At 44.3% G+C, this 25,358-nt stretch carries 24 protein-coding genes; 14 read left to right on the forward strand and 10 right to left on the reverse strand.

The window, feature by feature from the left end; translation table 11 throughout:
- Positions 1-7 precede the first annotated feature (7 nt).
- The 6 genes from SJY39_RS04110 to luxS all read left to right on the forward strand — a co-directional run bounded on the left by SJY39_RS04110 (position 8) and on the right by luxS (position 7,169).
- Positions 8-961, forward strand: a complete 954-nt coding sequence (locus tag SJY39_RS04110; RefSeq protein ID WP_016785576.1) for an NADP-dependent oxidoreductase — start codon at positions 8-10, stop codon at positions 959-961.
- 6 nt (positions 962-967) lie between these two features.
- Positions 968-1,429 (forward strand): YqaA family protein, encoded by a 462-nt coding sequence (locus SJY39_RS04115; protein ID WP_010435850.1) that lies wholly within the window; start codon positions 968-970, stop codon positions 1,427-1,429.
- Positions 1,430-1,438: 9 nt separating this feature from the next.
- Complete coding sequence (locus SJY39_RS04120; protein WP_016768200.1) at positions 1,439-4,297, forward strand: pitrilysin family protein; 2,859 nt, start codon at positions 1,439-1,441, stop codon at positions 4,295-4,297.
- 99 nt (positions 4,298-4,396) lie between these two features.
- Positions 4,397-5,965, forward strand: a complete 1,569-nt coding sequence (gene gshA, locus SJY39_RS04125; protein WP_010435871.1) for a glutamate--cysteine ligase — start codon at positions 4,397-4,399, stop codon at positions 5,963-5,965.
- A gap of 10 nt (positions 5,966-5,975) precedes the next feature.
- Positions 5,976-6,626, forward strand: coding sequence for a hypothetical protein (locus SJY39_RS04130; RefSeq protein WP_010435873.1), 651 nt, complete (start codon positions 5,976-5,978; stop codon positions 6,624-6,626).
- A 24-nt stretch (positions 6,627-6,650) separates the two neighbouring features.
- Positions 6,651-7,169 (forward strand): S-ribosylhomocysteine lyase, encoded by a 519-nt coding sequence (gene luxS / locus SJY39_RS04135; RefSeq protein ID WP_010435876.1) that lies wholly within the window; start codon positions 6,651-6,653, stop codon positions 7,167-7,169.
- 138 nt (positions 7,170-7,307) lie between these two features.
- Here the strand turns inward: luxS and SJY39_RS04140 are convergent, their stop codons facing one another.
- A complete protein-coding gene (locus tag SJY39_RS04140; protein ID WP_010435880.1) occupies positions 7,308-8,579 on the reverse strand; it encodes an HlyC/CorC family transporter in 1,272 nt (423 codons plus the stop codon).
- Between the two features lie 127 nt (positions 8,580-8,706).
- On the reverse strand, positions 8,707-9,501 hold the full coding sequence (locus tag SJY39_RS04145; protein WP_010435882.1) for an inner membrane protein YpjD: 795 nt from the start codon (positions 9,499-9,501) through the stop codon (positions 8,707-8,709).
- A 200-nt stretch (positions 9,502-9,701) separates the two neighbouring features.
- On the opposite strand from SJY39_RS04145, the gene ffh reads away from it, so the two are divergent.
- From ffh to rplS, 5 genes are all read left to right on the forward strand, one after another.
- On the forward strand, positions 9,702-11,096 hold the full coding sequence (gene ffh / locus SJY39_RS04150; protein ID WP_010435884.1) for a signal recognition particle protein: 1,395 nt from the start codon (positions 9,702-9,704) through the stop codon (positions 11,094-11,096).
- Between the two features lie 212 nt (positions 11,097-11,308).
- Entirely contained in the window at positions 11,309-11,557 is a 249-nt protein-coding gene (rpsP, locus tag SJY39_RS04155) for a 30S ribosomal protein S16 (RefSeq protein ID WP_004410028.1), read from the forward strand.
- A 24-nt stretch (positions 11,558-11,581) separates the two neighbouring features.
- On the forward strand, positions 11,582-12,136 hold the full coding sequence (gene rimM, locus SJY39_RS04160; protein ID WP_016768202.1) for a ribosome maturation factor RimM: 555 nt from the start codon (positions 11,582-11,584) through the stop codon (positions 12,134-12,136).
- 26 nt (positions 12,137-12,162) lie between these two features.
- On the forward strand, positions 12,163-12,903 hold the full coding sequence (gene trmD / locus SJY39_RS04165; protein WP_010435912.1) for a tRNA (guanosine(37)-N1)-methyltransferase TrmD: 741 nt from the start codon (positions 12,163-12,165) through the stop codon (positions 12,901-12,903).
- 59 nt (positions 12,904-12,962) lie between these two features.
- Complete coding sequence (gene rplS, locus SJY39_RS04170) at positions 12,963-13,316, forward strand: 50S ribosomal protein L19 (RefSeq protein WP_004735514.1); 354 nt, start codon at positions 12,963-12,965, stop codon at positions 13,314-13,316.
- A 281-nt stretch (positions 13,317-13,597) separates the two neighbouring features.
- Here rplS and yacG read toward each other — a convergent pair whose 3' ends face one another.
- The 8 genes from yacG to nadC form a co-directional block, all read right to left on the reverse strand.
- Entirely contained in the window at positions 13,598-13,795 is a 198-nt protein-coding gene (yacG, locus tag SJY39_RS04175) for a DNA gyrase inhibitor YacG (protein WP_010435916.1), read from the reverse strand.
- 81 nt (positions 13,796-13,876) lie between these two features.
- Positions 13,877-14,617 (reverse strand): cell division protein ZapD, encoded by a 741-nt coding sequence (zapD, locus tag SJY39_RS04180; RefSeq protein ID WP_010435917.1) that lies wholly within the window; start codon positions 14,615-14,617, stop codon positions 13,877-13,879.
- 26 nt (positions 14,618-14,643) lie between these two features.
- Positions 14,644-15,258 (reverse strand): dephospho-CoA kinase, encoded by a 615-nt coding sequence (gene coaE / locus SJY39_RS04185; RefSeq protein WP_016793489.1) that lies wholly within the window; start codon positions 15,256-15,258, stop codon positions 14,644-14,646.
- 2 nt (positions 15,259-15,260) lie between these two features.
- Positions 15,261-16,130, reverse strand: coding sequence for an A24 family peptidase (locus SJY39_RS04190; protein ID WP_016793488.1), 870 nt, complete (start codon positions 16,128-16,130; stop codon positions 15,261-15,263).
- Positions 16,131-16,196: 66 nt separating this feature from the next.
- Positions 16,197-17,426 (reverse strand): type II secretion system F family protein, encoded by a 1,230-nt coding sequence (locus SJY39_RS04195; RefSeq protein WP_016793487.1) that lies wholly within the window; start codon positions 17,424-17,426, stop codon positions 16,197-16,199.
- A gap of 14 nt (positions 17,427-17,440) precedes the next feature.
- Complete coding sequence (gene pilB, locus SJY39_RS04200) at positions 17,441-19,129, reverse strand: type IV-A pilus assembly ATPase PilB (RefSeq protein ID WP_016793486.1); 1,689 nt, start codon at positions 19,127-19,129, stop codon at positions 17,441-17,443.
- A gap of 1 nt (position 19,130) precedes the next feature.
- Positions 19,131-19,541, reverse strand: a complete 411-nt coding sequence (locus SJY39_RS04205; RefSeq protein WP_016793485.1) for a pilin — start codon at positions 19,539-19,541, stop codon at positions 19,131-19,133.
- Between the two features lie 251 nt (positions 19,542-19,792).
- A complete protein-coding gene (gene nadC, locus SJY39_RS04210) occupies positions 19,793-20,683 on the reverse strand; it encodes a carboxylating nicotinate-nucleotide diphosphorylase (protein WP_016768207.1) in 891 nt (296 codons plus the stop codon).
- A gap of 83 nt (positions 20,684-20,766) precedes the next feature.
- Between nadC and ampD the strand changes: the two genes are divergently transcribed.
- From ampD to aceE, 3 genes are all read left to right on the forward strand, one after another.
- On the forward strand, positions 20,767-21,366 hold the full coding sequence (ampD, locus tag SJY39_RS04215; protein ID WP_016791286.1) for a 1,6-anhydro-N-acetylmuramyl-L-alanine amidase AmpD: 600 nt from the start codon (positions 20,767-20,769) through the stop codon (positions 21,364-21,366).
- A gap of 481 nt (positions 21,367-21,847) precedes the next feature.
- Positions 21,848-22,609, forward strand: a complete 762-nt coding sequence (gene pdhR, locus SJY39_RS04220) for a pyruvate dehydrogenase complex transcriptional repressor PdhR (protein WP_016768209.1) — start codon at positions 21,848-21,850, stop codon at positions 22,607-22,609.
- A 62-nt stretch (positions 22,610-22,671) separates the two neighbouring features.
- Positions 22,672-25,335: a pyruvate dehydrogenase (acetyl-transferring), homodimeric type gene (gene aceE, locus SJY39_RS04225; protein WP_016768210.1), complete on the forward strand. Its 2,664-nt coding sequence runs from the start codon at positions 22,672-22,674 to the stop codon at positions 25,333-25,335.
- Positions 25,336-25,358 lie beyond the last annotated feature (23 nt).

The raw sequence follows: 25,358 nt of genomic DNA on the forward strand, positions 1-25,358 counted from the left end.
TGTGGAAATGGAAAATAAACAGATAGCGATTACTCAATTCGGCGGCGTCGAAAACCTTAGTATTCAAACCCGTGCTATTCCTGAGCCTAAAGCTGGAGAAGTGGTGGTTAAAGTTTCTTTTTCGGGCATTAATCCGATTGATGTTAAAACTCGTGCAGGCCTCGGTTGGGCCGCGGCGCAGAACAAAGAGAACCTTCCTTGGGTTCCTGGTTACGACATTTCAGGGCAAATCGTCACGGTAGGCGATCAGACTGAGCGCTTTGCTATTGGCGATAATGTAGCTGGCTTTATTGGTTTCCCACTGCAAGGTGGCGGCTACAGCCAGTATGTGTGTGTTCCAGAAGCAGCCTTAAGCATGGTACCTGATTCAGTTACGCTAGAAGCGGCAGCTGCACTGCCACTCGCTAGCCAAACAGCAGCACAAGCACTAAACAAAGCTGAAGTGAAAGAGGGCGATCGCGTACTCATTCTGGCGGGGGCAGGCGGCGTTGGTCACCTAGCGGTTCAAATCGCTGTGGCGGCAAAAGCTGAAGTCTACACAACTTGTAGTGAATCCAACCTTGATTACCTAGCGACATTAGGGGCTCATGCGATCAACTATAAATTTGCTCCGGCATCTGAACGAGTCTCTGATGTTGATGTTTTGATCGATCTTGTCGGTGGAGACACCGCTCTTGATGCACTGAAGTGCTTAAAAGATGGTGCAAGAGTTGTGACAGTCCCAACTTTATCTGCTGAATTGATTTGCGAAAAAGCAACATTATTAGGCTTTACTGCATCAGGTATGCTGGTTGAGCCAAACCCAGAGCAAATGGATACCATGCTTTACATGGTTAGCGTTGGATTGCTCAAAACAGAAATTCAAGGTATTTACCCGTTAGACGAAGCGCAGTCGGCTCACCTACAGGTTGAAACCGGACACACCAGAGGCAAGGTACTACTTAAAATGCAAGAAGGTTGATATGCAGTGCTAGAGTTTTTCAATTCTCTTTTTGAAAATATAGCGTTGTGGTTTTCAGATTCAGCGCTATGGGTACTCTTCATCAGTGGCTTTTTGAGTGCCACATTGTTACCCGGCGGTTCAGAAGCAAGCCTTGTGGCTGCCTTGAGCTTAGATCAGTTCTCAACATCATCGATTATCCTTTTGGCGACACTTGGCAATACCTTAGGCGGCTTGACCAATTATTGGATTGGTTTGTGGTTGCCTAACCGAACTGAATCTGAAAAACATGGTCATAAGGCTATGGCTTGGCTGAGCCGCTATGGTTATTGGACTCTGTTGTTTAGTTGGTTACCGATCATTGGTGATCCGTTGTGTCTTGCTGCGGGTTGGCTAAGAATGAAATTCATCCCTAGCGTTATCTTGATAGCAATTGGCAAGGCCGCTCGCTATAGCTTACTAGCTGCTATTTACTTCGGTTTTTTCTAAGGAGAACCTATGAAAAAGGTTTTACTTGGTACATTTTCTCTTATCGCCATCGTAGGCTGTTCTTACAATGTACCTAGCTCAACACCCTTCTTTTCTTCATTACCGGAAGGCGTCACTTTATTAGAAGAAGTTAAACCTTCCAAAGATAAAGTTGTGATCCCTTATACTAAGTATCAACTTGAGAATGGTCTAACTGTTATTCTTTCCCCTGATGATTCTGATCCATTGGTGCATGTCGATGTGACTTATCACGTCGGTTCTGCTCGTGAACAGATTGGGAAGTCGGGCTTTGCACACTTCTTTGAACACATGATGTTCCAAGGCTCTGAGAACGTCGGTGACCAGCAACACTTTAAGATTATTACCGAAGCGGGTGGTTCGCTAAACGGCACTACTAACCGCGATCGTACCAATTACTTTGAAACGGTTCCTTCTAACCAACTTGAGAAAATGTTGTGGTTAGAATCAGACCGAATGGGTTTCCTATTGGACGCGGTTTCTCAAAAGAAATTTGAGGTTCAAAGAGGCACGGTTAAAAACGAACGAGCTCAGAGTTATGAAAACCGCCCTTACGGTTTAATGTGGGAACGAATGGGTGAAGCTCTTTACCCTGAAGGCCACCCATATTCGTGGCAACCAATTGGTTATGTTGAAGATCTAGACCGCGTTGATGTGAATGATCTTAAGGCTTTCTTCTTACGTTGGTATGGTCCAAATAATGCAGTATTGACGATTGGTGGTGATATCGATGTTGATGACACGCTAGAGTGGATTAACAAGTATTTTGGTCCTATCCCTAGAGGCCCGGAAGTTAAGGCTGCAGAGAAGCAACCAGCGATACTAAAAGAAGATAAATACATCACCCTAGAAGATAATATTCGTCAGCCGATGGTGCTTGTCGGCTGGCCGACGACTTATCGCGGTGAAGAAACACAAGCGTCAATAAATGCTTTGTCTAACGTATTGGGTTCTGGTACCAACAGTTACCTGTATCAAAACCTAGTAAAAACACAAAAAGCAGTAAGCGCAGGATCTTTCCATGATTGTGCTGAACTCGCTTGTACTATGTATGTTTATGCGATGGGCAACTCGGGTAAAAAAGGTGATTTGACGGTTCTTAATAAAGAATTGATGGATACCTTAGAACAATTTTCTAAAGAGGGTGTTGAACAAGAGCGTTTAGACCAAATTACTGGTATGGCTGAAGCGGATGCGGTTTTTGCGCTGCAAAGTGTCAAAGGCAAGGTGTCACAACTCGCTTCTAATCAAACTTTCTATGGCCAACCGGATCGTATTGAATCGCAGTTAGATCAAATTCGAGCGGTTACGCCTGAAAGTGTTAGCAAAGCTTATCAAGATTTTATCGAGGGTAAGCATAAGGTGACGTTGAGTGTCGTTCCGAAAAAACAGCTCGATTTAGCGGTTCGTGAAGCCACTTTCACTACCCCCGATCGTACTCTGCCTGAATACAGCAAGGTAACGGAAGATCAGCTTGATATCAGAAAAGCACCGAATACTTTTGATCGCAGTGTGATGCCTGAAGTGAACTTTGGTGTTGAAGCAACTATGCCTGATCTTTATCGCATGCACTTTGCAAACGGTACTGACTTGATTGGTACCGAGACCAATGAAACACCGACAGTACAGCTACAAATTCAGCTTCCTGCTGGTGAGCGTTATGTTCGTCAAGGTCAAGAAGGCCTAGCAAACCTAACCGCAGCGATGATGGAAGAAGGCTCGACTCAACGAACGGTTGAAGAGTTACAAGCAACCTTAGATAAATTGGGCAGTAGCGTTAGCATAAACGCGGGCAGCTATACCACGGATATTTCTATCTCAACGTTAGAGAAAAATTTGCCTCAAACCTTAGCAATAGCAGAAGAGGTTCTATTTAAGCCTAAGTTTGATGAGCAAGATTTCGAACGCGTTAAGAAACAGATGTTAGAAGGGGTGGTTTATCAGCATCAACAACCAAGCTGGATGGCTTCTCAAGCCACACGTGAAGTTTTGTTTGGCAACAGCATCTTTGGTCGAGCTAGTGATGGTACTAAGGCCTCTTTAGAATCGTTAACCTTAGACGATGTAAAACTGTTTTACAGTCAGCACTATACTCCTGAGGGGGCTAATATTGTTATTGTAGGCGACATCTCGAAGAAAGAGGCCAGCAAGCAGCTTCAATTCTTCGAACAATGGCAAGGCGATGCGGCACCACTAACGCGTCCTCAGATCATCAAAGAGCTTTCAGGGCAACGTTTGTACTTAGTGGATAAGCCAGGAGCACCACAGAGCATCGTTCGTTTAGTGCGTAAAGGTTTACCTTTCGACGCGACTGGTGAGTTGTATTTGAGCCAGCTAGCCAACTTTAACTTGGCCGGTAACTTCAATAGCCGCATTAACCAAAACTTACGTGAAGACAAGGCGTACACTTACGGTGCAAGCGGTTACTTCGCGAGTACTCGAGAAACCGGTGCCGTAGTATTTAGTGCTCAAGTGAGAGCCAATGCGACGGTTCCATCGATTCAAGAGTTTATTAATGAACTGAATGAGTTTAGTCAGAGTGGATTAACTGACGAAGAGGTGAAATTTATGCGCCTTGCGGTCGGTCAACAAGATGCGCTTAAATACGAAACACCAAGTCAAAAGGCTGGTTTGTTGAGTAATATTGTCGCATTGAGCCTAGATGAAGATTACCTACAACAACGTAATCAGATAGTTGAAACCGTCTCAAAAGAGACGTTAAACGAGCTATCGAAGAAATGGTTTGACCCGAATGATTATCAAATAATTGTTGTTGGCGATGCGACTTCGCTTCGTCCTCAATTAGAAAAGTTAGATATTCCAATAGAAGAGCTTGAAATCATTCGTTAGAGTACACATTAAAGGGGGAGGGAATAGACTCTACTTTTCTCCTCCAACCTAATTTATGATAGTTCTAATCAGAACGATATAAGATAAGTGAACTGAATTTTGACTGATTTTGCTGCGCGACTAAAGCAAGTTGCAACCAACCCTAAGACCTTCTCTCAATTTGGTCGTGGTGTTGAAAGGGAAACGTTACGCTACACGGAAGATGGGCATCTTGCTACTGGGCCGCACCCAAAGGCTTTGGGATCTGCGTTGATGAACGGATGGGTAACGACCGATTTTTCCGAGTCGCTACTGGAGTTTATTACGCCTGTTTCTAACGACGTTCCGACTCTTTTGAATCAGTTATCTGATATCCATCATTTCACACAAACCAAGTTAGATGGCGAGAAAATGTGGCCGCTTTCAATGCCTTGTTACGTAGGGAGTGAAGATGACATTCAGCTGGCGCAATACGGCACCTCTAACAACGGCAAAATGAAGACGCTATATCGTGAAGGCCTAAAGCGCCGCTACGGTAGTCTGATGCAAATCATTTCAGGTGTTCATTTTAACTTCTCTTTCCCTGAAAGTTTCTGGGATAGCTTGTTTGGTGAGCAAACAGAAGAAGCGCGTTGTGAAGCTAAGTCAGATGCGTACTTTGGTTTGATTCGTAATTACTACCGTTTTGGTTGGTTAATCCCATATTTCTTTGGTGCTTCACCGGCATTGTGCCCTTCTTTCATTAAAGGAAGAGAAACAAACCTACCTTTTGAAAAAATTGGTGAGACACTATACCTGCCAAAAGCAACGGCACTTCGCCTGAGTGATCTTGGCTACACTAACAGCGCTCAAAGTGTATTGAAAATTGGTTTCAACAGCCTAGGTCAGTACCTCGAAGGTTTGAATGAAGCGATTCGTACACCATCAGAAGAGTTTGCTGAGATTGGTACCAAGGTTGATGGTGAATATCGTCAACTTAATACTAACGTTCTTCAAATTGAGAATGAGCTGTATGCGCCAATTCGCCCTAAGCGCGTAGCGAAAAACGGTGAGAAGCCGTCTGAAGCATTGGCTCGCAGTGGTGTTGAGTACATAGAAGTTCGTTCTTTAGATGTAAACCCATTCAGTTCAGTTGGTATCAATGAGCAGCAGGTTCGTTTCCTTGACCTGTTCCTAACGTGGAGCGTGTTAACAGACTCTGCTGAGATGGATAATTGTGAGTTGGAATGCTGGCGAGATAACTGGAACAAGGTAATCTTAGAAGGTCGTCAGGTTGGTTTAGAACTGAAAATTGGTTGTGACGGCGAGAGACTATCATTACAAGACTGGGCTAAGCGTGTATTCAAAGATTTGCGTTCTATTGCTGAAATGATGGATGCAGAGCAAGGTGGCCGTGCTTACCAAGAAACTTGCGATACGCTTGAAACTTGGATTGATAATCCAGAGCTGACTATTTCAGGTCAGTTGCTTGAAGAAACCAAAAAATTAGGTGGTTTGGGTAATGTAGGTTGTGCGTTAGGAAAAACTTACGCTCAGCAACATAAAGCGCACCAGTACAAAGTGTATTCAGCTGAGTTGATGGAAGCGGAAGTTCAACGCTCTATGATTGCTCAGCAACAAAGTGAAGAAGCTAGCACTCAAGACTTTGATAGCTTCTTAGCGGATTATTTTTCGTATTTAAAAGCATAGCGAGACTTTGGTGGAAAGGAAGCAAGCCTTATTAGGTCAGCCTACTCATGCGAGTGGTAAATGGTTACCTGTCATCACTGTTGGTGTTGTCTCTAGCCTGTTGGTTGGCTGTGCAACGCCACCGCCTAAACAGCAAGATAATCTGTGTAGCATCTTCAGAGAACACCCATCGTGGTATGAAGATGCCTTGGATATGCAAGAAAAGTGGGGCACACCAATCAACGTAGCGATGGCTTTTGTGAAACAAGAAAGTAGCTTTCGTCATGATGCGCGCCCACCAAAAGATTATATTCTGGGCTTCATTCCTTGGGGGCGTGTAAGTAGTGCCTACGGTTATGCGCAAGCTCAAGATCCTGCTTGGGAAGATTTCCAAAAAGCGACTAATAACGGTGGCTCAAGAACCAACTTCGATGATGCATTGATGTTCATTGGTTGGTACACCAACGAGACGCGCCGTCAGCTTGGAATTTCTTTGTGGGATCCTTATAACCAATACCTGGCTTATCATGAAGGGCGTGGTGGTTATAAGCGTAAATCATACAACAGCAAACCATCTTTGATTAAGGTGGCTCGCAAAGTAGAACAACAAGCAAAAGATTATGGCTGGCAACTTAAACAGTGCCGCAAAGAACTGGAAGACAATCGAAGTTGGTTTTTCTAAAGCCAACCGTCATGGAGAAGAGCAATGCCTTTATTAGATAGTTTCACTGTTGATCACACACGCATGAACGCACCAGCCGTTCGTGTTGCTAAAACAATGCAAACCCCGAAAGGGGATACCATCACTGTGTTTGACCTGCGTTTTACTGCGCCAAACAAAGATATCCTATCTGAGAAAGGTATCCACACGCTTGAGCACTTATATGCTGGATTCATGCGTAATCAACTGAACGGTTCAGATGTAGAGATTATCGACATTTCACCGATGGGTTGTCGTACTGGTTTCTACATGAGCCTAATTGGTACACCTACAGAGCAACAGGTAGCGGACGGCTGGTTGGCAGCAATGCAAGATGTGCTGAAAGTTGAGAATCAAAATAAAATTCCTGAGTTGAACGAATACCAATGTGGTACTGCGGCAATGCATTCTTTGGATGAAGCGAAAGAGATTGCCAATGCGATCATCTCAGCTGGTATCTCTGTAAACAAAAATGACGAACTGGCGTTGCCAGAGTCTATGCTACAAGAGCTTAAAATCGACTAATCATTTAGATTTATTTTAAATTAGCTAGATATTAAAAGGCCCGGTTCGATGAACCGGGCCTTCTTTTGTTTATCAATCTATTTTTATCTAAGCGTGAGAGTAAGCAATTGCTCTCAACCGATAGTGGTCACTCAATCATTACCCATTCACGACCTGCGGGAACACGCGAACCAGTTTGATACGGTTCTCTTCAAGTTCTACGATTTCCATTGGGTGACTCGCAACTTGAACACTTAAGTGGCTCTCAGGAATATCTTCGAGGTGCTCTAATATCAAACCATTAAGCGTTCTTGGACCGTCGGTAGGCAGAGCCCACTGTAAGCCTTTGTTTATGTCTCTGATGTTAGCGCTACCTTCAATCAAGAAGCTCCCATCACTTTGCGGAGTGATTTCTTCCGACAAGCTAGGTGTAATTGAAGTCGTGAACTCACCAACGATCTCTTCAAGAATATCTTCTAGTGTAACCAATCCATTAATATCGCCATACTCATCAACAATTAAACCGATACGCTGTTTATTGCGTTGGAATTTCAGTAGTTGAATGTTGAGTGGTGTCGCTTCAGGGATAAAATAGATCTCATCTGCAGCACGTAACAGCGTCTCTTTATTGAACTCGTTTTTTTCAAGCATCAAACGATAAGCTTCTCGCAGTCTCAGCATGCCAACCACTTCATCTATTTGATCGCGGTATAACACGATACGGCCATGAGGTGAGTGAGTCAGTTGGCGGACGATTGATTTCCAATCATCATTGATGTCGATGCCGGTGATCTCATTACGTGGCACCATGATGTCATTCACGGTGACGTGCTCTAAATCTAGAATAGAGACCAACATATCTTGGTGACGCTGAGGTATTAAGCTTCCCGCTTCATTTACCACGGTTCTCAGCTCTTCTGAGCTTAAGTGGTCGGTTGCATCGTGACTGGCTTTGACTCCTAAGATACGAATGAACCCGTTAGTAATGAAGTTCACTAAAATCACCAGTGGTGACAGTACCTTCATCAGTATCATCAATAGAATACTGCTGGCGTAAGAGACACGTTCAGGAAACAGAGAGGCGATGGTTTTTGGGGTGACTTCGGCAAACACAAGGATCACGAGAGTCAGGACACCTGTAGCGATAGCCACACCGATATCCCCGTAGATGCGCATACCTAGAATAGTCGCGATCGCTGATGCTAGAATATTGACGAGATTGTTACCGATGAGAATGAGGCCAATCAATCTGTCTGGGCGGTTCAGAAGTTTTTCTACACGCTTCGCACCTTTATGACCCGTATTGGCCAAGTGCTTTAAACGGTAGCGGTTCAAGGACATCATGCCCGTTTCGGAACCAGAAAAATAACCAGAAATTACAATGAGACACGCGAGTAGCGCAAATAAGATACCCGTTGATATGTCGTCCAAAACTATTCTTTTCCTATTTGTGTATCTTGATTAATTTATGACCGAACATGGCCGAGATGTCAATTGAATGTCTTGCACTCAATATATTAAAGGCAAGGTACACGAGACCTTGCCTTTATTTTACAGATTAGTTCAGGATTATTTCTTGAACGAAGCGACTACCGAAGTAGGCTAATGTCAGCATGCTGGCACCTGCTAAGGCGAACCAAGTCACTTTTTGTCCACGCCAACCTTTCTGGTAGTGACCCCACAAAAGGATGGAGTAGATAACCCAAGCGATAAAAGACAATACAGCCTTGTGTGCTTTTCCTTGAGCAAACATATCTTGTACGAAGATAAGGCCAGTCAATAAAGTACCCGTTAATAAACCATTACCAATCAAAATGATCTTGAAAAGCTGCCTTTCCACCATCATTAAAGGAGGTAAGTTAGGGTTTATCACTAGGGCTTTCTTCTTTTTAAGTTTGTGATCGAGCCAAGCGAGCTGTAGGGCGTATAGCGCACCGATGGTAAGCGTTGCGTACGAGAACAACGCCAAAGATATGTGTACGAGCAGTTTTGGATCGTTCTCTAAATGTTTGATGAAGGTGCTTGGAAGAAAAGTGGCCGCCATCAAATTCAACGCAGCGAAGCTATAAACAACGGGCAAGATGAACCACAAACGGGTTTTGAGCATGGCACCGCTCATTACCACAGAGATAATTAAACTGATTAATGAAGCAACGTTCAAGATACTTAGGTTTTGGCCACTGGCATTAAAAATCAAATCGCCAAGCAACAAAGCATGAAAAACTAGAGCAAGTAATGCGCTGATAAGCACCGTTTTTACACGGATCCCTGTTTGGTGCACGAGACCTGGAATGATCGTGGAAATCGCCATTATATAAAGAAAGGCTGCTGCGATCGCAATAAGACTGTCCATGGTATCCATTTAAATGATTACTAATTGGCGAATTATACCTCGCATCGCTCTTTGGGGCTATGGTGAACCTCATTCAATTCCAAGTGAATAATGTCTCACATCACAAGCACGGATGATTAACGCTCTACAACGGGTATGACTCTAATCCGCGCTAATGTATACTCACAGTAATAGTCGCAGTTTTGAGCGAAGAGAAAACTATGTTTGATAATTTAACGGATCGTCTATCCAAAACGCTGAAGAACATCAGCGGTAAAGGTCGTCTGACCGAAGACAATATTAAAGAGACGCTGCGTGAAGTACGTATGGCGCTACTTGAAGCCGACGTTGCATTGCCAGTTGTCCGTGATTTTGTTAAGCGCGTAAAAGAAGGCGCTGTGGGTGTTGAGGTATCTAAATCTCTAACACCGGGTCAAGAATTCATTAAGATCGTTCAAGCTGAACTTGAAGCGGTGATGGGTGAGTCTAACGAAGCTCTTAATCTAGCAGCGCAACCGCCAGCAGTCATCTTAATGGCGGGTCTACAAGGTGCGGGTAAAACCACATCGGTAGGTAAGTTATCTAAGCTCCTGACTGAGCGTGACAAGAAGAAAGTATTGGTTGTGTCTGCCGACGTTTACCGTCCTGCGGCGATAAAACAACTTGAAACGTTAGCAAGCGATGTGGGCGTAGACTTCTTCCCGTCTTCAGCGGATCAAAAGCCTCTTGATATTGCAAACGCTGCAATCGACCATGCGAAGAAAAAATTCTACGACGTGCTGCTTGTCGATACGGCGGGTCGTTTAGCTATCGATGAAGAGATGATGGGCGAAATCAAAGAGCTTCATACGGCAATTAAGCCAGTAGAAACTCTATTCGTTGTTGATGCTATGACAGGTCAAGATGCAGCGAACACGGCTAAAGCCTTTGGTGATGCTCTACCACTAACCGGTGTTATCTTGACGAAAGTTGATGGTGATGCGCGTGGTGGTGCTGCACTGTCTGTTCGTCATATCACGGGTAAACCGATTAAATTCTTAGGTGTTGGTGAAAAAACTGATGCACTAGAACCGTTCCACCCAGATCGTGTTGCTTCTCGTATCCTAGGTATGGGCGACGTACTGTCTTTAATTGAAGACCTACAAAAGAACGTTGATACCGAGAAAGCAGAGAAACTGGCGAAGAAGTTCAAAGAGAAGAAAGGTTTTGACCTAGAAGACTTCCGTGAACAGCTTGGTCAGATGCAAAATATGGGCGGCATGATGGGCATGATGGATAAGCTTCCAGGTATGTCTCAGCTACCAGATAACGTTAAAGATAAAGTTGATGACAAGATGTTCAAGCAGATGGAAGCGATCATCAACTCTATGACAATGAAAGAGCGTCAACGCCCTGACCTAATCAAAGGCTCTCGCAAAAAGCGTATTGCTGCTGGTTCTGGTACTCAGGTACAAGATGTAAACCGTATGCTTAAACAGTTCACCCAAATGCAGAAGATGATGAAGAAAATGCAAAAAGGTGGAATGAAAGGCATGATGCGCAACATGCAAGGCATGATGGGCGGCGGTGGAGGTATGGGCGGAATGGGTGGTGGTTTTAACCCGTTTGGTCGATAATCTACAAATGTAACCTTTAGCTACGTTACTTTTCATAGTGTTAGCCCTGTCACAGAAAGTGTTCGGCAGCTATGTTGGTGAAAAAATAGCTAAAGCCCTTGCATTGCACCGGAATAAGAGTAAAATTCCGGGGCTTTAATTTGGCACGAGACCCCAAGCTATTTACTTATACTTGGGGTTAATTATTTTATTAAGAAAGCAAAGAGGACGACATGGTAACCATTCGTTTGGCACGTCACGGTGCAAAGAAGCGCCCATTTTATCAAATCGTAGTTGCGGATAGCCGTAACGCTGCAACTGGCCGTTTCATCGAGAAAGTAGGTTTCTTTAACCCTACTGCTCAAGGTCAAGAAGAAGGTCTACGTCTAGACCTAGATCGTGTTAACCACTGGGTTGGTCAAGGCGCATCTCTATCTGATCGTGTAGCTAAGCTAGTTAAAGACGCTCAAAAAGCGGCTTAATTCTTTTTTAAAGAGAAATAGCTTATGTCGATGAAGGGTAAAGAAACTATGAGCGAGCAAAACAATAGAATTGTCATGGGTAAACTTGGGTCTACCTATGGTATTCGTGGCTGGCTTAAAGTGTTCTCCTACACAGACAATGCTGAAAGCATATTTGATTACAGCCCTTGGTATTTAAACCTAAAGGGTAAGTGGGTTGAGTACAAAGTTGAGAGCTGGAAACGTCATGGCCAAGGTTATGTATGTAAGCTAGCGGGATTAGATGTTCGTGAAGACGCGCAACTGATGACTAACTTTGAAATTGCTATTGACCCTGCTTCGTTACCTGAATTGTCAGAAGATGAATTCTACTGGCGCGAATTGTTTGGTATGCAAGTTTTTACAACTAAAGGCTACAACCTTGGTGAGGTCACTGACCTGTTAGAAACTGGCTCGAACGATGTTCTAGTAATCAAAGCAAATCTTAAAGATGCTTTTGGCCAAAAGGAACGGTTAGTACCGTACCTTGAAGAGCAAGTGATCAAGAAAGTTGATCGCGAAGCTCGCCGGATCGAAGTTGACTGGGATCCTGGATTCTAACTCCAAATTACAGAGCGAGAGAACACATGTGGGTTGGCGTAATTAGCCTGTTTCCTGAAATGTTCCGTTCTGTTACTGATTTTGGAGTAACAGGTCAAGCGGTTAAGAAAGGTCTTTTATCTATTGAGACATGGAATCCTCGTGATTTCACTCATGATAAACATCGCACTGTTGATGACAGACCTTACGGTGGTGGTCCTGGCATGTTAATGATGGTTCAGCCTTTGCGCGACGCTATCAAAACTGCCAAGCAAGCAGCACCGGGGAAGACGAAAGTTATCTATCTTTCACCTCAAGGTCGTAAACTCGACCAAAAAGGTGTTGAAGAGCTGGCAACAAACGAGAATTTACTTCTTATTTGTGGTCGCTATGAAGGGGTAGATGAGCGCATCATTCAATCTGAAGTCGACGAAGAATGGTCGATTGGCGATTTTGTGATGACGGGTGGTGAGCTACCAGCCATGACGTTGATTGATTCAGTATCTCGGTTTGTTCCGGGTGTACTTGGAGATTTCGCTTCAGCAGAAGAAGATTCTTTTGCAAATGGTTTGCTAGATTGTCCCCATTATACGCGCCCTGAGGTGCTAGACGATAAAGATGTGCCATCGGTACTCAAGTCTGGAAACCATAAGGATATTCGTCGCTGGCGGTTGAAACAATCGCTGGGCCGAACTTGGCTAAGAAGACCAGAACTCCTGGAAAACCTAGCTCTGACTGACGAACAGGAACAATTACTGGCTGAATTCATTAAAGAGCATCGCTCTTAACGAAAAGCAAGCAGTAACCTATTAAATTTAGTATCAGTTTATTCTAGGAATTTATACAAATGAGCAACATCATCAAGGCTCTTGAAGAAGAGCAACTAAAATCAGACCTTCCTAAATTCGCACCAGGTGACACTGTTGTAGTTCAGGTTAAGGTAAAAGAAGGTGACCGTGAGCGTCTACAGGCTTTCGAAGGCGTTGTAATCGCTATTCGTAACCGTGGTCTACACTCTGCATTTACAGTTCGTAAGATCTCGAACGGTGAAGGCGTAGAGCGTGCGTTCCAAACTCACTCTCCAATGGTTGATAGCATCGAAGTTAAACGCCGTGGTGCAGTACGTCGTGCCAAGTTGTACTACCTACGTGAGCGTTCTGGTAAGTCAGCTCGTATTAAAGAGAAGCTTACTAAGAAGTAATTCTTTTTGCATTCTATCGATAAAAGCGGAGCCATTTGGCTCCGCTTTTTTGTGCCTGCTACTTAGCGTATCGTAGGTAGGAGATCCCCAGCTCGCTCATCTCTTGCTCTTGAGGGTTACGGACAAAACCTAAACTCATATTTAACCGTCATTCCCTAGACTGACGAAGGAGTAGGGAATCTCTACTAGCGCCATGTTAGAGACAATAAAAAAAGGACTGACGTTAAACGCCAATCCTTCAAATTCTATTCGCTATTCGCTATTCGCTATTCGCTATTCGCTTAGTACGGATCTTCTGACCAACCATCGCTATCCGACATATCCGGTGCGCCAGCGATACTGTTCTCTTCGTCTGCCCATTCTCCAAAATCAATCATCTGACATTGCTTGCTGCAAAACGGGCGATGTGGGCTTTGTTCACCCCATTCAACGTCAGCATTACATTGAGGGCATTTAACGATGGTGATTTTTTTCGACATAGTGATTCTTTATTTGGAGGTACAATAACAATGAGTTTGGGCCTGAATAAGTACTCAAGCCAAACGATAAAAGACAATTAATTAGGTGCAGATTGCTAATTCAAATTCGATATCTTGAGTGCAGGCTTGTCCAGTCTCAAAGCTCATAAATTTCACGGCAAAACGGTTTTTGTGCCCCGAGATCATCGGGTAGGCGCCGTATTGCATTGGAATAGAAAGACGTAGGATATTCGCTTCATCAGCATCGCTCTGGAAGAAACCAGCACGCGCAATTTGATCTTTAAAGTGACCTGTTTCTCTGGTTAGTTTCAGCCATAGCGTTAGCGCCTCATACAAAGGCTGTAGGCTATCCATCCACGTTTTGGCGTCTCTCATTCTCTTATCGAGAGGGAGGTGTAACCAATAATGTAGCGCAGGTAAATCAAAGCAACATGAGCCACCAGGTAGGTTAAAGCGTTGACGAATAGCACTTAGGAAGCGGTCTTCTTTAAGTGACTGGCCAAAACGCTCTGCCTGCATCAATTCACGATAGATATTGCTAATGTCGTTGAGCAGTGAAGTCAGCATTTCTTGATCGACACCTTCAACATCTAACCAGCTTTTGTAGGTTACACGCTGCTTCTCAATATCTTTTGCGAGCTCGCTTTTGAGTTGGATCTGTTCAAAGATTTCAATCAAATCAAAGATCGAACGGAAAAAGAGTTGATACTGTTGAGCATCGGAAAATGTAGAAGACAAGTGTAGCTGCCTCAAGAGTGATTCAACTCTTAAGTAGATTCGTGTTTTCTCATTTAGAGGATGTTCAAATTTGTGGGTGATCATCGAGCAAACCTTCATTCAACATTGTTCTATTCTGACCCATCTACTGTACTGATTGCCAGATACTTTTGATGTAAATCTGTGATTTGAGGCAAAAGTTCTTGGTTTTTAGTATGGTTTTTAATCACATCATCTGCAACTGCTAAGCGTTGTTCTCTTGAAGTCTGTGATTTTAAAATTGACGCAACTTGTTCCCTAGAAACGTTATCACGATTCATCGTACGCTCTATTTGTACTTCTACTGGCACATCAACAATTAATACGCGATCAGCCATGCCTTGCATATGGTTTTCGATTAATAGAGGTGCTACTAATAAAGCATAAGGAGAGGTCACTTTAGACAGGTCACTGTCAATTTTATTGCGGATCATGGGATGAAGGAGGTCATTGAGCCACATCTTCTGTTTGGGATCTGAGAAGATTAGCTCACGCAGTTTACTTCGGTTGAGCGTGCCATCTTCAAGTAAGATAGCCTCCCCAAAATGAGCAGTAATCTGTTTGAGACCTTCGCTGCCCAGTGCTACGACTTCACGAGCCACAATATCAGCATCGACAATATCAATATTAAAATGTTCGTTGAAGAGGTTAGCCACGGTGGTTTTGCCACTGGCGATACCACCACTTAATCCTATGATCGTTGCCATGGTTAAATTCCTAGTACAGAAGTGAAATACCAACCCATGATGTCGTTACCCCACATCAAGCTTACCCATCCCGCAATCGCAAGGTAGGGGCCAAACGGAAAGGCTTTATCTATGCCTTGTTGCTTCAGTCGCAGTTGAATCAATCCGAACACAAGGCCCACTAGCGATGATAGAAGGATGATCATTGGTAGATGTTGCCAACCAAGCCATGCCCCTAATGCCGCTAGCAATTTAAAATCACCGTACCCCATCCCTTCTTTGCCAGTGAGCAGCTTGAACAGCCAGTAAACAGACCAAAGTGCTAGGTAACCAGCCATCGCTCCAACGACGGAATCTTGCAGCGATACCGGGCTGATATTAAACAGTGCTAAAGCGATACCAGACCAAACTAAAGGCAAGGTGATTTGATCTGGCAATAACATAGTATCGAGATCGATAAAGGTCGCGGTAATCAAAGCAAAGGTGAAAAATATCAGCGCAATCGCGTAATAACTGAAACCAAAGTGGCTAGCGACTACGGTACAAAGTATCGCCGTAAGCAGTTCGACCAAAGGGTAGCGAGCACTGATTGGGTTAGCACAACTGTGGCACTTGCCCTTTAGGAATAACCAGCTTAATACCGGGATGTTGTCGATTACTCTTAGTTGGGTTTTACACTTAGGGCAAGTAGAGCGAGGAATGCTGAGGTTAAACTTCCCCTCTGGTGCTGGAATTTTATATTGAGAGAAATACTCCGAGCACTCTTGTTGCCACTCTCGCTCCATCATAATCGGTAAACGATGTATGACCACGTTGAGAAAACTACCGATAAGAAGGCTAAAAATGAAAGCTAATACGGGGAATAGCCAAGGATAGTAGTGAAATACTTCCATAGTGTCCTTTACCACTTGATCAAGGTGAGCAGAGGTTTCTACTCATGGGTGTTTAGTCGCTTTTAACTATCCTAACACACTCATAAGATTAAAGATTGGTAAGTACATCGCGACAACAAGCCCACCCACAACCGTACCTAAAAACACGATGATCAGTGGCTCTAAAATTTTGCCTAAGTTGTCGACGGTATTGTCGACTTCAAACTCATAGATGGAAGCGACTTTATTCAGCATATCATCAAGGTTACCTGACTCTTCACCAATCATCACCATCTGTAACACCATTTCAGGGAAGGCATTGGTATTGCGCATTGCAATATACATCGGCATACCCGCGGCTGTTTCTCGGTGTACTTCGATGATCGCAGATTCATAATGCAGATTACCTGCAGTCTTTGCGGTGGTTTTGAGGCTCATTAAGATGGGAATACCAGAGCTAAAGCTGGTTGATAAGGTGCGGCTGAACTTGGCGATAGAGGCCTTTGCCATTACGCTACCAAGTACAGGAAAGCGTAACACTAAGCGGCTGGCTGATAGTCGAATCGAGTAAGAACGTTGGCACAGTTGATGAACAACCAGCGTGGTAGCCCCGATGCCTAGGGCGGTATAAAAACTGTAAGCTTGCATCCAATGAGACAGGTCGAGGACTTGTTGGGTGAACCAGGGAAGATCGGCACCAAAGCCTGAAAACATCGATTCAAACTCTGGGATGACCATGGTTAGCATGAGATAGGAGACGGTCAGCGCAACCGTGACCACCATTGCTGGATAGATAAGCGCTTTCACCACCTTAGCTTTTAACTGTTCACTTTTTTCACGATATGTCGCTAAGCGTTCAAAGACTTGTGCGAGGTTGCCGGAAAGCTCTCCGGTGGCGACTAGGTCGGTGTAGAGATCGTCAAAGTGGCGGCTTGCGGTTCTCATTGCTTTTGAGATTGGCGTTCCGGCTTCTACACCTTTGCAGATATGCGATAAAATAGATTTCATTTCTGCTTTACGATGATTATCTGATACCAACTTGATGGCTTGTACAATAGGCACACCCGTAGCCAACATAGTCGCGAGTTGCCGAGTTAAAACGGTGATGTCCTTAGCTTTGACTCGGTGTGTTATGCGAGTGATTGCGGAGATACTTTTCTTTTTGATTTTCTTAATTTGGATATGCTGCTCTTTGAGCTTCTCTCGCACTTCTAATTCGGTGAGCGCTAAGCTCTGCCCAGACACTTTCTTACCAGAACTATTGATTCCCTTCCAATGGTAGTTTTTTAGTTGTGATTGTTTGCTTTTACTACTCATTTTCGCTCCGTGAATTATAGGTATAGAACACGTTGTAGCTCTTGGTAGCTGGTGGTGCCTTCAAGCAGTTTATCTATCCCTGACTCTTGTAAAGTTCTCATGCCTTCTCGACGTGCGAGATCTTCAATCGCTAGCGCATTGGGTTTATTGATAAGGCTGGTTTTTAGCTTGTCGGTAAACGGCATCACTTCATAGATACCCACTCGACCTGAGTAACCTTGGTTACATTCATTACAGCCTTGAGAGTTGGCTTTGTAGATGGTTTGGCTGTTTGGGATAGAGTGGCGCAGATAAATGTCTGGTGAGTCGTCTGCGGTTTTACAGTGGTTACACAAGCGTCTCGCAAGACGCTGAGCAATAATCAAGCTCAAAGACGAAGCAAGGTTGAAGGGCTCGATTCCCATATGAGCAAGCCGGGTCACGGTTTCTGCGGCTGAGTTAGTGTGCAGTGTTGAAAGTACTAAATGCCCGGTTTGGGAGGCTTTGATCGCGATTTCGGCGGTTTCTAAATCTCGGATTTCTCCAACCATCACGATGTCTGGGTCTTGTCGTAAAAACGATCGTAGTGCCTCGGCGAAACCAAAGCCAATCTTAGGCGTCACTTGTACCTGATTGATGCCACACAGGTTAATCTCTACAGGGTCTTCAGCTGTTGAGATGTTGCGTTCAGAGGTGTTGAGTACTCGAAGTCCAGTATAAAGAGAAACCGTTTTACCGCTGCCGGTTGGCCCGGTCATTAAGATCATCCCTTGCGGGCGCTTTAGTGCATTGAGGTAGAGGGCTTTTTGAGCCTCGCTGTAACCGAGCTTATCGATATCGAGATTGGCCGCACTGCTATCAAGCAATCGCAGTACGATCTTTTCTCCCCACAATGTTGGCAGCGTAGACACACGCATATCAATTGCCAGTTCGTCATTTAAACGCAGTTTGATACGACCATCTTGAGGCAAGCGACGTTCGGCAATATCGAGTTTAGCGAGGATCTTTAAGCGAGCTGACAGACGACGGCTTAAATGAGAGGCGGGCTGTTGGATCTCGACAAGAATGCCATCACAACGTAGGCGAACTCGGTAATGCTCTTCGTAAGGTTCGAAGTGGATGTCCGATGCGCCTTTACGCACCGCATCAACCAGAATCTGATTGATAAAGCGACTCACAGGAGAGTCATCTTGGCTGAGATCTTCAATCGACGTTATTTCGTCGTCAGATACCTTCACGAGGTTAGCTAGCTCATCTTGGGTGATCTCTTTACGCTTAGAATCTTGCCCGGAAATAGATCGACCATACAGCTTGCGTATTACGCCTTCTAATTCAGAGTAATTAGCGACAACCAATTCAATCTGTAATCCGGTTGCGAATCGAAAGTCATCTTCAGCTTGTAAATCCGTAGGGTCGGCAGAAGCGAGTGTGAGAGTGGAGCTAGAAACTGAAATCGGGATAGCACGATATTTAGTAATCAGTTCGCGAAGCCCTAATTGGTCACATAAGGTTTCATAGTCCGTATTGGCAAGTTGTACTAAGGGTAAACCGAAGATGGTTTTAATGTTGTTTGCTAAGGAATCGCCGCTGAAGAAATCTAGAACGAGCAAAGCTTCAGGTGTCGAAACACCTGAAGCTTGTACATGTTCCGCAACGGCTTGTTCTTGAGCCAGGCTAAGTAAGCCAGCCTGACGTAGAACGGTTGGGAGGTTGGTGAGTCCCAAATTAGTTGCAACCTTCTATTGAAGGGATTGCGCTTGAGGCTGATAGTGAACATGACCAACCAGTATCCGCACTCCTTCTCATAGTCATACTGTCACCATCAAGGCTACCGTCTACAAACGAAAATGAAATGGTAGTGCCTGAAGCTGAGATAGTCCCTAAAGTGTTTGAGCTAGCTGAAATCCCCAACGCACTAACGCCGCCACTAATGCTGCCTTCCTCTTGGATTAATAATTCAGCTGGTGTAATTAGTGCTTTTAGTGTTGCTAATGCAGAAGATGCTTGGCTTTTGGATACATAGTCTTTATATGCAGGTACAGCGATCGCTGATAAAGCACCAATAATTGCCACCACAATCATCAATTCAATCAACGTAAAGCCTTTCTGATTTGTTCTTTTACTTTTGTTATTCATTGTTCTATTCCATTGTTTAGTTATTTCAGTGCAGGCACTGGTTGATTGACAGAATAGAAGTCGGAATGGGGAAGTGGAATGGTATTCAGGTGTGGTCGCGAGTGGTTTGGTATTTATTAGTGCGATGTTTCATATGGAGCGCAAAATTATGCGATCGACTTAAATAAGTGATTGAAATACTGATAAATTAAGCAATAAAAAAGACACCGTCATTAACGGTGCCTTAGTCATAAGTTATTTACTATTCTAAATTACGCTTTGAATCTCATTGATAGATCCATAGCTTTTAGGTGCTTAGTGAGTGCGCCTACCGAGATGTAATCAACCCCCGTTTCAGCGAACTCTGCAATAGTGTCTAGAGTTACATTACCTGAGTTCTCTAGTGCCGCACGGCCAGTGTTGATTTTAACCGCTTCACGCATCATGTCGGTAGTGAAGTTGTCTAGCATGATGATGTCTGCACCCGCGTTGATTGCTTGCTCTAGCTCTGCTAGGCTCTCTGTCTCTACTTCTACAGGTTTACCTGGGTTAAGCTCTTTTGCCGTAGAGATAGCTTTCTCAATGCCACCACAGGCGATGATGTGGTTTTCTTTGATTAGGTAAGCATCGAATACACCAATACGATGATTGAAACCGCCACCACAAGCGACTGCGTATTTTAAAGCGCTGCGTAGGCCTGGGATCGTTTTACGCGTATCCAACAGGCGGCATTCTGTGTGCTTGATTTTATCTGCGTAGGTTGCCGTCGTCGTCGCGCAGCCAGAAAGCGTTTGAATGAAGTTCATTGCATTACGCTCACCCGTTAACAGCGCGCGTGCTGGGCCAGTTAGCGTGCAAAGCGTTTGGTTTGGTTCAACCTTGTCGCCATCTTCTACGTTCCACTCGATAGTCACTTCACCGCCCAATTGCTTAAACACTTCATCAGCCCAAGCTTTACCACAAAACACGCCGTGTTCACGGGTAATAATGGTTGCACTGTTGATTGCGTCTGCTGGGATTAGACTTGCCGTAATATCAGCCGCTGGATCGAGTGTTCCGCCTAGATCTTCTCGGATAGTCTCAGCCACTGCACGAGTGATCTCTAGAGGCAGTTGCTCTTTTAAGTAGTCAAGGCGTTGGTGGCTGTTATGTGTGTTTTTCATCGCAAATCTAATCTTGAAAGGGAGTGGGAATGGAATGATACTCTTGCTTAACTTCAAATTAAAGAGGCTAGCACGACGGCTCTATGGGCAAAGTCACAATCTATTGTGTTAGCGGAAAAGAAAGTGAGATTAAGATGACGATCAGCTCCAACGGATGGTATGACAACGCTCGGCATGTTCCTTCCCCGCATTTTGATGCTAGGCCTAGTGTTGATGATGTTTCTTTGCTGGTGGTTCACAATATTAGTTTGCCTCCCGGTGAGTTTGGAGGCCCGTATATTGAACAATTTTTTACTGGGAAATTGAACCCCGCTGAACACCCGTTTTTTCAGGTGATTCACCAAATGGGCGTGTCTGCCCATTGTTTGATTCGTCGTGATGGTGAAGTGGTACAGTTTGTTTCGTTCTTAGACCGAGCTTGGCATGCTGGCCAGTCGAGTTTTGCTGGGCGTGAAAGGTGTAATGATTACTCTATTGGTATTGAACTCGAGGGCAGTGACTTTGCGGCTTATACCGAGCAGCAGTATCAATCCTTGTCGCAGCTGACTGAAACTCTAATGTCGAATTTTCCAGAGATCACAGAACAACGCATCACAGGACATCAATATATTGCCCCTTTGCGTAAGACTGATCCTGGTTTGGTTTTCGACTGGCAGAAATTCAAAAGAAAGCTCAAGGCCTAAGCTTCGAGTTTTAAATGGTGTTACTGACAGCTAGGTATGAATAATCAACGCCTAGCATAATGACTTGTGAATTTTTGTTGTTGCTATGTAAATAAAGTGGTTGGGAGCTAAGCATCAATAAATCCAGAGTGTGACGCGCTTATCAAACGCCTAAATATTAAGACTTATGAACAGAATTTCTGTCTCTAATGTGCGCTCGGTTCGATTTTTGACCTAGTTTGACTAATCTTTCTGAAACAATTCATTTTTATCCTGAAACTTTCTAGCACGAATCCTCCCCAAAAGTATTACCCCTGTAAATGGTAAGACCAATTTGGTTGCTGTTTTAAATTTCATTTGTTAAATCACGGTTAATTCACACTGCATTCTATGATGCAGGTCAATTTTAGACTGGACAGTGGCGTTTTAATTATGTTAATTTCTGCGCAACTTAAAATTGGTATTACCAATTGTCAGCGAAGAAAAAGAAGAATAACAAACTATGGCTTATCAAAGGATTCGTCAGCCAAAACTCTCCGATGTTATCGAACAAGAGTTAGAAAGGTTGATTGTGGAGGGAACACTGGCTCCTGGGCAGCAGCTGCCACCAGAGCGCGAACTGGCGAAACAGTTCGATGTGTCTCGTCCTTCAATTCGAGAAGCCATACAACGTTTAGAAGCAAAACGCTTGCTTACTCGCCGTCAAGGTGGAGGTACGTTTGTGAGCGAAAATATCTGGAAAAGCTTTTCAGATCCTTTGCTTAATTTGTTGTCATCCCATTCTGAAACCCAACTAGACTTGTTGGAATCGCGTCATGCGATGGAAGGGATTTCGGCTTACTTTGCGGCATTACGTGGTACTGATGAAGACTTTGCTCGAATTCAAGCATGCCAAGAAAAGATTCATGGTGCGCAAGATAAGGGTGATATTGAAGCCGAATCTGCAGCAGTGATGGCTTTTCTTATTGCTTTAACAGAGGCTGCACACAATGTGGTGTTATTGCACATTGTTCGTAGTTTGGCTCCGTTACTCGAACAAAACGTCTTAGAGAATTTAAAGCTGTTGCATCGTCGTAAAGACGTTGTGGAGAAAGTGAGTATACATCGAGCTAACATTGTAGATGCGATTGTTTCAGGGCAGCCAGAACAGGCACGTGAAATGTCACATTCTCATTTAGCTTACATCGAAGAAACATTGCTGGATTTGACGAAGGAAGAGTCGCGTCGCGAACGTTCCCTACGTCGAATTCAACAGGGTAAATAGCCGTAATACTTCGGCTTTTTACGTGTTTAGTAGAATCCAACTAACAAAAAGGATAGATCGCCATGTCTGACATGAAGCATGACGTTGATGCTCTGGAAACTCAAGATTGGTTAGAAGCTCTTGAGTCAGTAGTACGTGAAGAAGGTGTAGAACGTGCACAGTTTTTACTAGAACAAGTTCTAGATAAAGCGCGTTTAGATGGTGTTGATATGGCTACAGGCATCAACACAAACTACATCAACACAATTCCAGCAGCACAAGAGCCAGCTTACCCTGGTGACGTAACTCTTGAGCGTCGTATTCGTTCGATTATTCGCTGGAACGCAATCATGATCGTATTGCGTGCTTCTAAGAAAGACCTAGACCTTGGTGGTCATATGGCTTCTTACCAGTCAGCAGCAGCGTTCTACGAAGTATGTTTCAACCACTTCTTCCGTGCTCCAAACGAGACTGACGGTGGCGATCTAGTTTATTACCAAGGTCACATCTCTCCAGGTATCTACTCTCGTGCATTCGTTGAAGGTCGTCTAACTGAAGAGCAGCTAGATAACTTCCGTCAAGAAGTTGATGGTAAAGGTATCCCTTCTTACCCGCACCCGAAACTGATGCCTGAGTTCTGGCAATTCCCGACAGTATCTATGGGTCTTGGTCCTATCTCTGCGATCTACCAAGCGCGCTTCCTTAAGTACCTTGACGGCCGTGGCCTGAAAGAAACTTCAGCGCAACGCGTATACGCGTTCCTAGGTGACGGTGAGATGGATGAGCCAGAATCACGTGGTGCTATCTCTTTCGCTGCGCGTGAGAAGCTAGACAACCTATGTTTCCTAATCAACTGTAACCTACAGCGTCTAGACGGTCCTGTAATGGGTAACGGTAGCATCATTCAAGAACTTGAAGGCCTATTCAAAGGCGCAGGTTGGAACGTTGTTAAAGTTATCTGGGGTAGCAACTGGGATTCACTACTGGCTAAAGACACTACTGGTAAGCTTCTTCAACTAATGAACGAAACTATCGATGGTGATTACCAAACATTTAAATCTAAAGATGGCGCATACGTACGTGAGCACTTCTTTGGTAAGTACCCAGAAACAGCTGCACTCGTTGCTGATATGACTGATGACGAAATCTTCGCTCTTAAGCGTGGTGGTCACGATTCTTCTAAACTGTTTGCTGCATTCAACAATGCAAAAGAGACAAACGGTAAGCCAACGGTAATCCTAGCTAAAACTGTTAAAGGTTACGGCATGGGTGATGCAGCTGAAGGTAAGAACATTGCACACGGTGTTAAGAAAATGGACATGACTCATGTTCAACACCTGCGTGATCGCCTAGGCCTTGAAGACCTACTATCAGATGAGAAAATTGCTGAACTTCCATATCTAAAACTGGAAGAAGGTTCTGCTGAATACGAATACATGCACGCGCGTCGTAACGCTCTACACGGTTACACTCCAGCACGTCTTCCTAAGTTTACACAAGAGTTCAAGGTTCCTGAGCTAGACGCATTCGCACCTCTACTAGGTGAGCAGAAGCGTGATATCTCTACAACTATGGCTTATGTACGTACGCTAAACATCCTTCTTAAAGATAAGAACATTGGTAAGAACATCGTTCCTATCATCTGTGATGAAGCACGTACATTCGGTATGGAAGGTCTATTCCGTCAGGTTGGTATCTACAACCCACACGGTCAAGATTACACTCCAGAAGATAAAGGCATCGTTTCTTACTACAAAGAAGCAACGTCTGGTCAAGTTCTTCAAGAAGGTATCAACGAACTAGGTTCTATGGCTTCATGGGTTGCTGCTGCAACGTCATACAGCACAAACGATCTACCGATGATCCCGTTCTACATCTACTACTCAATGTTCGGTTTCCAACGTATTGGCGACATGGCATGGCTAGCAGGTGACCAACAAGCTCGTGGCTTCCTACTGGGTGCTACTGCTGGTCGTACAACGCTAAACGGCGAAGGTCTACAGCACGAAGATGGTCACTCGCACATCATGGCGAACACAGTACCTAACTGTATCTCTTACGACCCAACGTTTGCTTACGAGTTAGCGGTAATCATGCAAGACGGTATCCGTCGCATGTACGGTCCTGAGCAAGAAAATGTTTACTACTACTTAACAGTAATGAACGAGAACTACGCAATGCCAGCAATGCCAGAAGGCGCTGAAGAAGGCATCCGTAAAGGTATTTACAAGCTTGAATCTCACGCTGGTGCTAAGGGCAAAGTTCAACTAATGAGCTCTGGTACTATTATGAACGAAGCGCGTAAAGCGGCTGCAATTCTAAGTGAAGAGTACGGCGTAGCATCTGACGTATTCTCTGTAACGTCGTTCAACGAACTAACTCGTGATGGTCAAGCGGTAGAGCGTGACAACATGCTTCACCCAGAAGCGGAAGAAAAAGTACCGTACATCACAACTGTTCTTGGTAAAGAACCTGCAATCGCAGTGACTGACTACATGAAGAATTACGCTGAGCAAGTACGTGCGTACATGCCAACTGAGTCTTATAAAGTACTTGGTACAGATGGTTTCGGCCGTTCTGACAGCCGTGAAAACCTACGTCGTCACTTCGAAGTTAACGCTGGCTACATCGTAGTTGCAGCGCTAACTGAACTGGCTAAACGTGGTGATATCGAGAAATCTGTAGTTGTTGAAGCAATTGCTAAATTCGATATCGACACTGAAAAAACAAACCCACAATACGCTTAATACAGCGCTTAACTAGAAGGTAA

Source organism: Vibrio sp. R78045, assembly GCF_042466085.1.
Lineage (GTDB): Bacteria > Pseudomonadota > Gammaproteobacteria > Enterobacterales > Vibrionaceae > Vibrio > Vibrio cyclitrophicus.

What these genes read in the sequence shown, in the direction of transcription:
- pdhR (WP_016768209.1), top strand. Translation starts at nt 21,848, where the DNA reads ATGGCTTATCAAAGGATTCGTCAGCCAAAACTCTCCGATGTTATCGAA.
- rplS (WP_004735514.1), top strand. Translation starts at nt 12,963, where the DNA reads ATGAGCAACATCATCAAGGCTCTTGAAGAAGAGCAACTAAAATCAGAC.
- ffh (WP_010435884.1), top strand. Translation starts at nt 9,702, where the DNA reads ATGTTTGATAATTTAACGGATCGTCTATCCAAAACGCTGAAGAACATC.
- SJY39_RS04205 (WP_016793485.1), bottom strand. Translation starts at nt 19,541, where the DNA reads ATGAATAACAAAAGTAAAAGAACAAATCAGAAAGGCTTTACGTTGATT.
- rimM (WP_016768202.1), top strand. Translation starts at nt 11,582, where the DNA reads ATGTCGATGAAGGGTAAAGAAACTATGAGCGAGCAAAACAATAGAATT.
- coaE (WP_016793489.1), bottom strand. Translation starts at nt 15,258, where the DNA reads ATGGCAACGATCATAGGATTAAGTGGTGGTATCGCCAGTGGCAAAACC.
- aceE (WP_016768210.1), top strand. Translation starts at nt 22,672, where the DNA reads ATGTCTGACATGAAGCATGACGTTGATGCTCTGGAAACTCAAGATTGG.
- yacG (WP_010435916.1), bottom strand. Translation starts at nt 13,795, where the DNA reads ATGTCGAAAAAAATCACCATCGTTAAATGCCCTCAATGTAATGCTGAC.
- SJY39_RS04190 (WP_016793488.1), bottom strand. Translation starts at nt 16,130, where the DNA reads ATGGAAGTATTTCACTACTATCCTTGGCTATTCCCCGTATTAGCTTTC.
- SJY39_RS04195 (WP_016793487.1), bottom strand. Translation starts at nt 17,426, where the DNA reads ATGAGTAGTAAAAGCAAACAATCACAACTAAAAAACTACCATTGGAAG.
- rpsP (WP_004410028.1), top strand. Translation starts at nt 11,309, where the DNA reads ATGGTAACCATTCGTTTGGCACGTCACGGTGCAAAGAAGCGCCCATTT.
- zapD (WP_010435917.1), bottom strand. Translation starts at nt 14,617, where the DNA reads ATGATCACCCACAAATTTGAACATCCTCTAAATGAGAAAACACGAATC.
- SJY39_RS04120 (WP_016768200.1), top strand. Translation starts at nt 1,439, where the DNA reads ATGAAAAAGGTTTTACTTGGTACATTTTCTCTTATCGCCATCGTAGGC.
- ampD (WP_016791286.1), top strand. Translation starts at nt 20,767, where the DNA reads ATGGGCAAAGTCACAATCTATTGTGTTAGCGGAAAAGAAAGTGAGATT.
- SJY39_RS04145 (WP_010435882.1), bottom strand. Translation starts at nt 9,501, where the DNA reads ATGGACAGTCTTATTGCGATCGCAGCAGCCTTTCTTTATATAATGGCG.
- trmD (WP_010435912.1), top strand. Translation starts at nt 12,163, where the DNA reads ATGTGGGTTGGCGTAATTAGCCTGTTTCCTGAAATGTTCCGTTCTGTT.
- luxS (WP_010435876.1), top strand. Translation starts at nt 6,651, where the DNA reads ATGCCTTTATTAGATAGTTTCACTGTTGATCACACACGCATGAACGCA.
- nadC (WP_016768207.1), bottom strand. Translation starts at nt 20,683, where the DNA reads ATGAAAAACACACATAACAGCCACCAACGCCTTGACTACTTAAAAGAG.
- SJY39_RS04110 (WP_016785576.1), top strand. Translation starts at nt 8, where the DNA reads ATGGAAAATAAACAGATAGCGATTACTCAATTCGGCGGCGTCGAAAAC.